We start from the raw sequence: 11,977 nt of genomic DNA, 5'->3' as shown, positions 1-11,977 counted from the left end.
GAGACGACTCCTCGAAGAGGCGCGGGAACCGTGATCGGTTCTCTCTTGTAAGTAGTCGCATCATGAGACACCATCGATGACCATGGAAGAAGGCACTTCGAAGTCACCGAGTCGCTGCCCCGATACCGACGGCGCCTACGGCGCCCACAGCGCCCACGATGCCTACGACGCCCGTCAGTGGGACACCCGGGAAGACTGCGAGGTCCGCCAGATCCTCGACCGGGTCGCGGACAAGTGGTCCCTGCTCGTCATCGCGCTCCTCGACAGCCGCACCCTGCGTTTCACCGAGCTGAGCCGCGAGATCGACGGCGTCAGCCAGCGCATGCTCACCGTCACCCTGCGCCATCTGGAGCGGGACGGCCTGGTGCGCCGCACCGTGCACCCCGTCGTGCCGCCCCGGGTGGACTACGAGCTCACCCCCCTCGGCGTGACCCTGCACGACACCATCCAGTCGCTCGTCACCTGGACGGAGCGGCACCAGAACGAGATCGCCGCCGCCCGCGCGGCCTACGACGCCCGCGCGGACACCGCGCCGGCCGCGACACCGTTACGTAACGAAACTCACCCCCCGGTATCGTTACGTAACGAAACTCGGGCCGTGGAGGCACCGCGCGAGGAGAGCGTTCGCGGCGAGGCCCGCTCACGGTGCGAGGTGTGCGGCGAACCGATCCACGCCGCGCGCACGGGCCGCCCCGCCCGGTTCTGCAACGCGGCGTGCCGCCAGAAGGCGCACCGCCGCCGCTCGCGCGCGGCCCTGCGGACCTCCGGCTGACCTTGCCCCCCTGGCCGTTCCCACGCGGCCCCGCGGCTGACCTCGCACCCCTCCATTCCCCGCAGCCCCCGTGGCCTTCGCCTTTCCCCGCGTTTCGCACATGACCTCGGCGAGAGGCAGGGCGTGGGACGGATCTCGCAAGGGCGGGCAAAGGATTGCCAAGGGGGTCCGTGTCGCGCCCTCCAGTCGGGGTCGCAGCGTGTCTCCTGTCCAGGAGTAATGGCACTGCTTGCCTGGAGGGACGGAGATGAGGAAGTTACTTCATGCCGGCGTGCTCGCGCTCGGCGTGTTCACCGCGGGGTGCGGCGGCGCCGGCGACGGGAGTGCGACCGAGCCGATCGTCGCGGACCAGGTCAAAGCGTCACCCACCTCGCCGGAACCCTCCGACTCGCTCTCGCCCTCGGAGGCGACCAGGGCCAAGGTCGAACTGGGTGAGACGAAGATCGGAAAGGTTCTGGTCGGCGAGGAGGGACGCACGCTCTACCTCTTCGACAAGGACAAGGACGGGAAGTCGTCGTGTTCCGACGCCTGCGCGCGGGCGTGGCCGCCGTACGTCACGGACGGGACGCCGGAGGCGGGTGAGGGCGTCAAGGAGGACCTGCTCGGCACCACCGAGCGGGAGGACGGTACGACGCAGGTGACCTACAACGGCCATCCCCTCTACTACTTCGCCAAGGACACCGAGGCCGGCGAGATCAAGGGACATGACGTCGACGGCTTCGGCGGCGAGTGGTACGCGGTCAACGCCAAGGGGAAGAAGGCTCACGACTGAGCCGACTCGGGAGGGGTACGGCCGAGCCGACCTGACAAAGGCGCGACCGGGCCGACTCGACGGAGACGCCACCGAGCCGACAGAGGCATGACCGAGCCGATCCGGGCGGGGCGGCCGAGCCCGCCCGCGAGGCGGAGGACTCGCCCCGCCCGGGCCGTCGCACGCCCGCCGGGACGCTCATCGGGCCCGGACCGTCTCGCCCTGCGGGTACACGTTGTTTGTCTAGTTCGCGAGATCTGTGCTGGACAAAGCCGGAAGCGCTAGAACAGGGGGAGTACGGCCCGGCCGCCGTGAGCGGCCCGTGATGGGGAACGTGCCAGGGCGACGCGCGTCACTCCTCAGAACCACCTGATTCCGCCCGGGGTGGCTCCGGTCCGCAGGCCGGAACCACCCCGGACGGTGCTCGGACGCCGAGCCTCCACGGGGAACGAAGAGGCCGGCGTTTCGCCGTCGGATCGCGCGCGTGAGCGATACCGAAAGGACGGCACGAGAACCCCCGCATCGTTTTCTCTGGGGCCGGTGCGGGGGTGTGCCTCCCGGCGGTGCCCCTCGGCGACGTCGTTTTCGACGGGCGCCGATCCGGCGATTCGGCCCAACCCCTGGACCCGTGAGGCCGGGCATGGTTGCATCTCGACTTGTCCAGAATTGATCTGCTGGAGAAGACAACGACGATCGCATGCCGGCGGGGGCTGAATGGGGCGACCCGAAAGGGCACTCGATCCCGACGCGAGCCCACTTCAGCGGTTCGCGTCAGAACTACGGCAGTTGCGGGAGGCAGCGGGAAAGCCGAGCTACCGGGAGTTGTCCCGGCGCGCGCACTACTCGGTGACGGCACTGTCGGAGGCGGCCGGAGGGGAGATCTTCCCCACGCTCGCGGTCACCCTCGCCTATGTCGAGGCGTGCGGCGGCGACCCCGCGGCCTGGGAGAGGCGATGGCGGACGCTGGCCGCGGAGTTCGCCTCGGCGGACGCCGCCGAGCGGGCCAAGGAGGGCGAGGACGCCCCGTACCTGGGGCTGGTGACCTTCGACCCCGGTGACGCCGACCGGTTCTTCGGCAGGAAGGACCTGGTCGCCGAGCTGTGCGCGCGGCTGGAGAACACCTCCCTGCTGGCGGTCTTCGGCCCGTCGGGGAGCGGGAAGTCGTCGCTGCTGCGTGCGGGGCTCCTGCCGACGCTGTGGGGCGGAGCGCTGCCGGGGAGCGAGGCGTGGCCGACGCTGCTGCTGACCCCGGGCGAGCATCCGCTGGAGGAGCTCGCGATCGGCCTGGCGAACGCGATGAGTGTGAGCGCCTCCTCACTCCACGCGGGGCTGACGGCAGGGCACGCGAACGCCCGCCTCGACGTCGGGCAGCTGCTGGAGGGACGGCCGAGGTCGGCGCGTGCCGTGATCGTGGTCGACCAGTTCGAGGAGGTCTTCACGCTCTGCGGCGACGAGCGGGAACGGGTGGCCTTCCTCGACTGGCTGCTCGCCGCGGCGGACGGCGGCGACCGGGCGCGGGTGGTGCTGGGGGTTCGCGCGGACTTCTACGCCAGGTGCGCGGAACATCCGCCGCTGGTGGCCGCGCTGCGCGACCGGCAGCTGCTGATCGGGCCCATGGACGACGACGATCTGCGGCAGGTGGTCACCGGACCGGCGACCCGCGCCGGGCTCAGGGTCGACCGGGCGCTCGTCGAGGCCATTCTCGGCGACTGCCGTACGGAGCCTGGGGCGTTGCCGCTGCTCTCGCACGCGCTGTTGGAGACGTGGAAGCGGCGCAAGGGCGACGCGATGACGCTCACCGGGTACCGCGCGGCCGGGGGCATCCAGGGGGCCATCGCGCAGAGCGCCGAGCGGGTCTACGGCGAGTTCGGCGACGGGGAGCGCCACCTGGTCAAGAACGTGTTCCTGCGCCTGACGGCGCTCGGCGAGGGCACCGAGGACACCCGCCGCCGCGTCGCCCCCGACGAGCTGCTCTCCGGCCCGAACGGTACGGCGGTGGCGACCGTGCTGAGCAGGCTCACCGAGGCCCGGTTGCTCACCGTCGACGAGGACAGCGTCCAGGTGGCGCACGAGGCGGTCATCCGCTCCTGGCCCAGGCTGCGGGGCTGGCTCGCCGAGGACCGGGAGTTCGTCCGTCTTCACCGGCGGCTCACCGAGGCCGCCGCGGAGTGGGGGCAGCACGGGCGCGAGGACGAGCTTCTCTACCGGGGGATGCGCCTGACCGCCTGGGAGGGCCGCGAACTCGACCGGCTCAACGACCTGGAGCGCGCCTTCCTGGAGGCCGCGCGGGCACGCGAGGCCCGTGAGCGCGCCGCGAGCGGCAGGCGGGTCCGGCTGGCGCTGATCGGCACGACGGTGGTCGGAGTGGTGGTCTGCGCGCTCGCCGTGATGGCCTTCGTCCTGGCGGACCGGGCACAGCGCGGGCAGGAGCTCGCCTACTCCCGCCAGCTCGCCGCCGACGCCCGCGGCAGGCTCCAGCTCGATCCCCAGCTCGGCCTGCTGCTCGCCCGGCGGGCGTACGAGGTCAGCCCCACCGTCGAGGCCGCCTCGGTCCTCAGGCAGGCCGTCGTCGACTCCCGGGTGGGTTTCGTCCTGCCCATCGCCGGCGGCAAGGTCTGCGGTGCCTCCTTCTCCCCTGACGGGCGCCTCCTGGTCACGGGCAGCGGCGACGGGACCGTACGGGTGTGGAAGGTGAACGGTCGGGGCCTGTCACTGGACGATCCGGTCGTGCTGCGGGGACACGACGGCGAGGCGTGGAACCCGGTGTTCAGCCCCGACGGGCGCTACGTGGCCGCCGGGGGCGTCGACGGGACGGTGCGGGTGTGGGACCTGACGGGTGTGGAGGCGCCCGAGGTTCTGCGAGGACACGAGGGAGCGGTGTGGAACGTGTCCTTCAGCCCCGACGGGCGGCGCCTGGCCGACGCCGGCAACGACGGCACGGTGCGGGTGTGGGACCTCGCCGACGGCGGGGCGCCGAAGGTCCTGCGCGGGCACGAGGGGCGGGTCCTGGGGGTGGCGTTCAGCCCTGACGGCAGGCGCCTGGTCACCGGGGGCGGCGACGGCACGGTACGGCTGTGGGACCCGGAGGGCGAAAAGCGGCCCACGGTGCTGCGCGGACACGAGAACTCGGTGGAGAGCGTGGCGTTCAGCTCGGACGGCGACCGCCTGGCGAGCGCGAGCACCGACGGCACCGTGCGGACGTGGGAGGTGCCCGGTGCGGGCGCGGGCGGGCACGACGGCACCTCCAAGGTCCTGCGCGGGCACGACGGCACCGTCGAGGGGGTGGCGTTCGGCCGTGACGGGCGGATCGCGAGCGTCGGCAACGACGGCACGGTCCACGTCTGGGGCGCGGGCGGCTCCATCGCCCCCCTGGTGCTGAGCGGTCACCGGGGCACCGTGTGGAGCGCCGCGTTCAGCCCGGACGGCCGCACGCTCGCGAGCGCGAGCGACGACGGCACCGTACGGATGTGGGACGTGACGGCGGCGGGTGACGCCGCGATCGTGCGCGGTCACACCGGGGAGGTGTGGAGCGCCGATCTCAGCTCCGACGGGCGGCGGGTGGCGAGCGCCGGCAGCGACGGTACGGTCCGCGTCGGGAACGTCACCGGCGAGGGCGACGCGGTCGTGCTGCGTCCGAAGGGCGGGGAGGTCCTCGACGTCGCGTTCGGCTCGGACGGGCGGCGGGTGGCGGGCGCGCTGGAGGACGGCGTGGTCCGCGTCTGGGACGCCTCGGGGCGCGGGGAGCCCGTGCTCCTTCGCGGTCACCTCGGGATGGTGTGGAGCGTCGCGTTCAGCCCGGACGGGCGGCGGGTCGTCAGCGGCGGCAACGACGGCACGGCCCGCGTCTGGGACGCCTCGGGAGCAGGGGAGCCGCTCGTGCTCCGCGGCCACCGGGGAGTGGTCAGGTACGTCGCGTTCAGTCCGGACGGGCGGCGGGTCGCGAGCGCGGGTGAGGACGGCACGGTCCGGGTGTGGGACGTCTCGGGACACGATGAGCCGGTGGTGTTGCGCGGGCATCAGGGTCTGGTGTGGAGCGTGTCCTTCAGTCCCGACGGGCTGCACGTGGCGAGCGGCGGCAACGACGGCACGGTCCGGGTGTGGGACGTCTCGGGACGCGGCGAGCCGGTGGTGTTGCGCGGGCATCAGGGTCTGGTGTGGAGCGTGTCCTTCAGCCCCGATGGGCTGCACGTGGCGAGCAGTGGCAACGACAACACCGTCAGGATCTGGACGGCCGCGGGCCGAGGCGAGCCCGTGGTCTTCCAGGGGTACGGCGCCTCCGTCGAGAGCGTGGGGTTCGGGCGCGACGGCCGCCACCTGGTCACCACGCACGGCGACGCCACCGTCCGGGTCTGGCGGTGCGACGTGTGCGGCCCGATGGAGGAGGTTCTGAAGCTCGCCCGCGACCGCACCGTACGCGAGCTCACCGCGGACGAGCGCAAGGTCCTCCTCCAGACCCCCGGCTGACCGTCGGGCCTCCCGCCCGCGTCCCTGCGCCCCCGGTCCGCGAGGCGCCCCCGGTCCGCGAGGCGCGGCCGGGGCGCGTCCGGTCCGCGAGGCGCGGCCGGGGCGCGGGCCGCCGGACGCGGCTCGCGGTCAGCGCGTCGGGTACGTCCAGCGTCTCGAACAGCTCAGGTGGACTCCCGGACGACCAGCTCCGTGGGCAGGATCGTCGACGACATGGGCCCGCCGTCGATCTGGCGGAGAAGCAGGCGCACCGCCACCCGTGTCTGGTCCTTCGTGGGCACGCGCACCGTGGTGAGCGCGGGCACGGTGTAGGAGGCGGCCTCGATGTCGTCGAACCCCACGATCGCGACGTCGTGCGGCACCCGCCGTCCCGACTCGCTCAGCACCCGCAGGGCGCCGATCGCCATCAGGTCGCCCACCGCGAAGACCGCGTCGAGGGCCGGATCGTCGCGCAGGAGCTGGCGCATCGCCTCCGCGCCCGAGGCGAGGGTGAGGTCGCCGACGGCGATGATCGACCGGTACCCGGTGTCGCGCAGCGCCTTGCGGTATCCCTCAAGCCGCTCCCCCGCGCCGATCGCGTCCGGGGGCCCGGAGATCGCGGCGATCCGCCGCCGTCCCCGGTCGAGGAGGTGCCTCACCGCCGAGGCGGCACCGCCCACGTTGTCGATGTCGGCGTACGAGATCCGCGTCTCCATCGCGGACCTGCCCAGTGACACGACGGGGACGCCCGTGCGGGCCAGCGCGGCGGGCAGCGGGTCGCTGCCCCGGGTGGACACGAGCACCACCCCGTCGACGTGCCCCGAGGCGGCGTACCGCTCCACCCGGAGCCGACCGGCCGACGAGTCGGCGAGCATGAGGGTGACGCGCTTGCCCGACTCCTCCAGTTCCCCGGTGACCGAGCGGACGATCGCGGAGAACAGCGGGTCGTCGGCCCTGACCGAGGCGGGGGAGCCGGAGACGACGAGCGCGATCGAGTCGGTGCGCCGGGTCACCAGGCTGCGGGCCGCCGAGTTGGGGACGTAGCCCAGTTCGTTCACGGCGTTCATCACGATGGCGCGGAACTCGTCGCTGACCGTGCCCTCACCGTTGATCACCCGGGAGACGGTCGACCTCGACACGCCCGCGCGGGCCGCGACCGCCTCCAGGGTGGGACGTTTGGCGCGCTCGCGGTGCAGCCCGTTGTGCCGGATCACCTCGCGGTACCACAGCGCGCTGTCCTTGGGCAGCCGACGCTGCGTCTCGAAGTCGACGTGCACGATCCCGAAGCGCTTGTGGTAGCCCTCGGCCCACTCGAAGTTGTCCATCAGCGACCAGACCAGGAAACCGCGCAGGTCGGCGCCTGCCTCGATCGCGGCGTGCGCCGCTCTCAGATGGCTCTCGAAGAACGCGGTCCTGTCGGCGTCGTGCACGCGGTCGTCCTCCACCACGTCGTCGAAGGCGGCGCCGTTCTCGGTGACGAGCAGGCCGACCTCGGGGTAGTCGCGCGAGAGCCGGGTGAGCAGCTGGGAGAGACCGGTCGGCACGATCGCCCAGCCCATCGCCGTCGTCGGGGCGTGGGCGCCGCTGAACAGGATGTCCTCGCTGCCGGGGTAGGCGGCGTTGGCGGGCTCGCCCGGCCGGGACCGTACGACGCAGGGGGTGTAGTAGTTGATCCCGAGCAGGTCGACGGGCTGGTTGATCGTTTCGAGGTCGCCGTCGCGGATGTGGTCGATCCCGCCCATGCGTTCCATGATGGCGAGCGCCGGGTCGGGATACTTCCCGCGCAGGGCGGGGTCGAGGAACTGCCGGTTGATGAGGCAGTCGATCCGCTCCACCGCCTCGGCGTCCTCGGCGGAGGGGACGAGGTCGGGGTCGTTCACCTGGCCGGGCGTCATCACCGGCGTGAGGTTCAGGGTGAGGGCGATCTCGCGGGCGCCCGCCTCGCGCAGCACCTGGGCGCCCAGCCCGTGGGCGAGCAGGAGGTGGTGGGAGGCGCGGAACGCCTCCGCCGCCGACGCGCGGCCCGGCGCGTGGATGCCGATGCCGTACCCCAGCACCGCCGACACCCACGGCTCGTTCACCGTCATCCACGTCCCGACGCGGTCACCGAGCCGGTCGTGCATGATGCGCGCGAAGTCGGCGAAGCGGTAGGCGGTGTCGCGGTCGGTCCACCCACCCCGATCCTCCAGCGCCTGGGGGAGGTCCCAGTGGTAGAGCGTCACGTAGGGCGCGATGTCGGCCGCGAGCAGCTCGTCCACCAGCCGGTCGTAGAAGTCGAGCCCGTCGGCGACGGCGGGCCCGGAGCCCGACGGCTGGATCCTGGGCCACGCGACCGAGAACCGGTAGGCGCCGAGGCCCAGCTCCGCCATCATCCGGACGTCGTCGGTGTAACGGTGGTAGTGGTCGCAGGCCACGTCGCCGGTGTGGCCGTCGGCGATCCTTCCGGGCGTGCGGGAGAACGTGTCCCAGATCGACGGGCCGCGCCCGCCCTCTCGCACGGCGCCCTCGATCTGGTAGGCGGCGGTCGCCGCCCCCCAGACGAAGCCCTGGGGAAAGGCCAGGGTCTCGCCCCGGGCCGAGATGGTCGTTGCGGTCATGCTTCGAAAACCCCCCGTCGGTTCTCGCGACTGCCGGAACGCGCGGGGTGGCGGGTCGCCGTCGTCCCGGTCGGTGGAAGCGTTCCACCGCCATCATGAGCACGGTCGCGGCCCGGCGTCGAGAGGTTCCCTCAATGCGTGGGAACGCTCCCACTCTAGGGGGAGAGGGTGGACCAGGACGGGAAGGGAGTACGGTTCGTCCCCTTCCGGCCAGGGGGGTGGATCGGAAGGGGAAGATGTGTGGCTCGTCCCCGCCGGTCAGGGGGATGGGACAGAAGGGGAGGATGCGTGGCTCGCCCCTACCCGTCAGGGCGGGAGGATGTGCGGTTCGTCCTTTTCCGGCCAGGGGGATGGGTCAGAACGGGAAGATGTGCAGCGCACCGCTCCCGGTCAGAGCGGTGATCCGACGAGGTGCGGCCGGGTCGCGCCGCACCTCGACGACCGCGTGCCCCGGGCCGGTCCGCACGTCGTAGCCCTCCCGGTACTCCTCTCCGTCCGGCACCCTCACCCTCACGTCGCCGGTCGTCCTCGCCACGGCGCCGACGTCGCCGGGCGGGACCGTGAACCCCAGGTCGACGTCTCCCGTACCGGTCTCGACGTCGGCCTTCGTGGACCCGAGGTCGATGCCGATCACGTCCCCCGTCCGCGTCCGTGCCCACAGATCGCCCTTCGTACCGTCCACGATCACGTCGCCCACGGTGGTGGAGAGGCGCAGGTCACCGTCGATGTCGCTCGCCATGAGGGTCCCGAAGCGGCGGGACTTCACCTCGACGTCGGTGGCGGCGGGTACGCGCAGGATGTAGTCGGCCTGGCAGGCGGGGTCGCCGGGACGGTCGACGCCGGGGCAGCGGACGTCGAGCCTGAGCGTCCGCCCGTCCCACTCCTCGGTGACCACGGGCCGGTCCCCGGCCCAGGAGAGCATCCGCTCCAGGTCCAGCCGCTTCACCGCTCCAGGCGCGACCGAGATGTTGACGTGACTCGCGCTCTCCACGACGATCCCCGGCGCGGTGAGCGCCCAGGACCGCGCTGTGGTCTCGGTGGTCCGGCGGGGCGCCGTGATCTCGGCCCACGCCCCTATGGCGGTGAGGGCGACGGCGAGCGCGGTGAGCGCACCGCCCGCGACCAGCCAGGCGATCCGCACGTTGTTTCGTATCGGCATGCTTTCAAACCCTCAGAAATCGCAGGACGGCGAGTACCCGGCGGTGGTCCTTGTCGGCGCCGGAGAGATCGAGCTTGGTGAAGATGTTGTTGATGTGCTTGCCGACCGCGCTCTCCGAGACCACCAGGGCCTCGGCGATCCCGGTGTTGGAGCGGCCCTCCGCGATCAGTGAGAGCACCTCGTGCTCCCTGCGGGTGAGCCGGTCCAGCGGGTCGCTGTGCCTGCGCAGCAGCAGCTGGGCGACCACCTCGGGGTCGAGGGCGGTGCCTCCGGCGGCGACCCGGCGCAGCGCGTCGAGGAACTCCTCGACGTCGGCCACCCGGTCCTTGAGCAGATAGCCGATCCCGCTGGTCGCGGTGGACAGCAGCTGGGTGGCGTAGCGCTCCTCGACGTACTGGGAGAGCACGAGGATCGCGAGCGTCGGCCGCTGGCGGCGCAGCACGAGCGCCGCGCGCAGACCCTCGTCGGTGTGCGAGGGCGGCATCCGCACGTCGGTGACGACGAGGTCGGGGACATGCTCGTCCACGGCGCGCAGCAGCCCTTCGGCGTCGGACACCGCGGCCACGACCTCGATGCCCGCCGAGCCGAGCAGGCGGACGAGCCCCTCCCTCAGCAGTACCGAGTCCTCGGCGAGCACTACGCGCACGGCAGCTCCACTCTGATCGTCGTCGGCCCGCCGAGCGGGCTGTCGACGTACAGGATGCCGTCCACCGAGCCGACCCGGCGGGCGAGGCCGCGCAGGCCGGTCCCGGCGTCGGGGTCCGCGCCGCCGTGGCCGTCGTCGCCGACGGCGACGTGGAGGCGGTCACCGACGCGTTCGACGACGACCTCGGCGCAGGACGCCCCCGCGTGCTTGGTGATGTTGGTGAGCGACTCGGACACGACGAAGAACGCCACCGCCTCGACCGTGGGAGAGACCCGTTCGGCGATGTCGACGCTCAGCCGTACGGGGAACGGCGCCCGCACCGCGAGGCCGGACAACGCCGCGTCCAGGCCCTGGTCGTTGAGCACGGCCGGGTGCAGCCCCCGGACGAAGTCGCGCAGCTCCTTGAGGGCCTGCTTCGCCTCCTCGTGCGCCTGCACGATCACCTCGCGTGCGGGTTCCGGCAGGTCGGTCAGGGTGGCGCGGGCCATGCCCAGGTTCATCGCGAGCGAGACCAGCCGCTGCTGGGTGCCGTCGTGCAGATCCCGCTCGATGCGGCGGCGCTCGGCGTCCGCGGCGTCGACCACCTCGGCCCGGCTCTCCTGCAACGTCTCGACCCGCTGGACGAGCTGGTCGCTCAGGCTGGGCCCGAGCAGGGCCTCGGCGGCGATCACGTCCAGCAGCGCGAACCCGCGGGCCACCCACGGCGCCGCGACGAACAGGGTCCCCGAGACGAGGACGAACGCCACGCTCCGCCAGCTCTCCTCCAGTGCCCAGTACCGCACGGCGAGCGCGGCGGTGACCAGGCCGCCCGCCCACGCCCCGACGACGGAGAAGGCGCCGATGCCGCTGATCAGCGGGGCGAGCAGGTGGTATCCGAGCCGGCGCCAGGCGCTCAGCGTCCTCGCCTCCTGAACCAGCCGCCTGAACGGGTTCATGCTCAGGGGGCGGCGCGCGACCGGGAGGATGTCGACGTCGAGGAAGGCGGCGAACCGGGACCGCTGCACCCGGGTGAGCAGCCGGACGACCACGAAGGACAGCAGCAGCGCGACCACGGGGACCACCACGGTCCACACCAGCAGCACCGACGCCGCCACCAGCGCCAGGATCGTCCACGCGCCCAGCAGGGCGATCGGTGCCCCCACCACCAGGTGCGCGGTGCGGAGCCAGGTCCGTGCGGACCAGTGGGCGCTGATCCTCTCCCAGGGGGTGGTCATCTCGATGGCGGTCATACGACCACGGTAGAGATCGGGACGGCCGGGACACAGGGGCGAGGTATCCCAGAAAAAGGTAGGGCAAACCCCACCTTCGGCGCGGCCCCTTCCGGTGCGGCTCCCTCGGCGGTTCTCTTGGCGGCCCCTTCCGGCGCGGCCCCCTCGGCGGTCCCTTCCGGTGCCGCTCCTTCAGCGGTCCCTTCCGGTGCGGCCCCTTGACGGTTTCCCGCACCGGTCTTTCTGGCGGCCCTCGTACGCCTCCGCGTCCAGCCGCCCCGAAGGCATCCGCCCCCGACGACCTCTCCTGACATCGCATGACCCCGAAGATAACCCCAATGGGGGTAGTCCTGGGTTATAAATGGAGGAGACCCGAACACGGCCCATCGAAGGGACCGCGC

At 72.3% G+C, this 11,977-nt stretch carries 7 protein-coding genes; 3 read left to right on the top strand and 4 right to left on the bottom strand.

Features of this window, described 5'->3' with window-relative positions:
- Positions 1 to 82 precede the first annotated feature (82 nt).
- From ACFY3V_RS07795 to ACFY3V_RS07785, 3 genes are all read left to right on the top strand, one after another.
- The gene (locus ACFY3V_RS07795) at positions 83 to 772 is read left to right on the top strand and encodes a winged helix-turn-helix transcriptional regulator (protein WP_389771034.1); all 690 of its coding nucleotides are present in this window, start codon (positions 83 to 85) and stop codon (positions 770 to 772) included.
- Positions 773 to 1,019: 247 nt separating this feature from the next.
- On the top strand, positions 1,020 to 1,544 hold the full coding sequence (locus ACFY3V_RS07790; protein WP_362903933.1) for a hypothetical protein: 525 nt from the start codon (positions 1,020 to 1,022) through the stop codon (positions 1,542 to 1,544).
- Positions 1,545 to 2,237: 693 nt separating this feature from the next.
- Entirely contained in the window at positions 2,238 to 5,987 is a 3,750-nt protein-coding gene (locus tag ACFY3V_RS07785) for a hypothetical protein (RefSeq protein WP_389771030.1), read from the top strand.
- A 164-nt stretch (positions 5,988 to 6,151) separates the two neighbouring features.
- Here ACFY3V_RS07785 and ACFY3V_RS07780 read toward each other — a convergent pair whose 3' ends face one another.
- The 4 genes from ACFY3V_RS07780 to ACFY3V_RS07765 all read right to left on the bottom strand — a co-directional run bounded on the left by ACFY3V_RS07780 (position 6,152) and on the right by ACFY3V_RS07765 (position 11,597).
- Positions 6,152 to 8,563, bottom strand: a complete 2,412-nt coding sequence (locus ACFY3V_RS07780) for a GH1 family beta-glucosidase (RefSeq protein WP_389771027.1) — start codon at positions 8,561 to 8,563, stop codon at positions 6,152 to 6,154.
- Between the two features lie 355 nt (positions 8,564 to 8,918).
- Positions 8,919 to 9,722 carry a hypothetical protein gene (locus ACFY3V_RS07775; RefSeq protein ID WP_362903927.1) on the bottom strand — a complete coding sequence of 268 codons (804 nt, stop codon included), beginning with the start codon at positions 9,720 to 9,722 and terminating at the stop codon, positions 8,919 to 8,921.
- Positions 9,723 to 9,726: 4 nt separating this feature from the next.
- Entirely contained in the window at positions 9,727 to 10,368 is a 642-nt protein-coding gene (locus tag ACFY3V_RS07770; protein WP_350942321.1) for a response regulator transcription factor, read from the bottom strand.
- Positions 10,359 to 11,597: a histidine kinase gene (locus ACFY3V_RS07765; RefSeq protein WP_362903924.1), complete on the bottom strand. Its 1,239-nt coding sequence runs from the start codon at positions 11,595 to 11,597 to the stop codon at positions 10,359 to 10,361. Before ACFY3V_RS07765 ends, ACFY3V_RS07770 begins: the two co-directional genes overlap by 10 nt.
- Positions 11,598 to 11,977: the final 380 nt, after the last annotated feature.

This window comes from Streptosporangium sp. NPDC000095 (assembly GCF_042899335.1).
Classification (GTDB): Bacteria; Actinomycetota; Actinomycetes; order Streptosporangiales; family Streptosporangiaceae; genus Streptosporangium.
The sequence above is the reverse complement of the archived record's forward strand: the minus strand, read 5'-3'. Positions and strand labels throughout refer to the sequence as shown.

Excerpts from the sequence above, each read along its gene's own strand:
- ACFY3V_RS07795 (WP_389771034.1), top strand. The coding sequence starts at position 83 with ATGGAAGAAGGCACTTCGAAGTCACCGAGTCGCTGCCCCGATACCGAC.
- ACFY3V_RS07790 (WP_362903933.1), top strand. The coding sequence starts at position 1,020 with ATGAGGAAGTTACTTCATGCCGGCGTGCTCGCGCTCGGCGTGTTCACC.
- ACFY3V_RS07785 (WP_389771030.1), top strand. The coding sequence starts at position 2,238 with ATGGGGCGACCCGAAAGGGCACTCGATCCCGACGCGAGCCCACTTCAG.
- ACFY3V_RS07780 (WP_389771027.1), bottom strand. The coding sequence starts at position 8,563 with ATGACCGCAACGACCATCTCGGCCCGGGGCGAGACCCTGGCCTTTCCC.
- ACFY3V_RS07775 (WP_362903927.1), bottom strand. The coding sequence starts at position 9,722 with ATGCCGATACGAAACAACGTGCGGATCGCCTGGCTGGTCGCGGGCGGT.
- ACFY3V_RS07765 (WP_362903924.1), bottom strand. The coding sequence starts at position 11,597 with ATGACCGCCATCGAGATGACCACCCCCTGGGAGAGGATCAGCGCCCAC.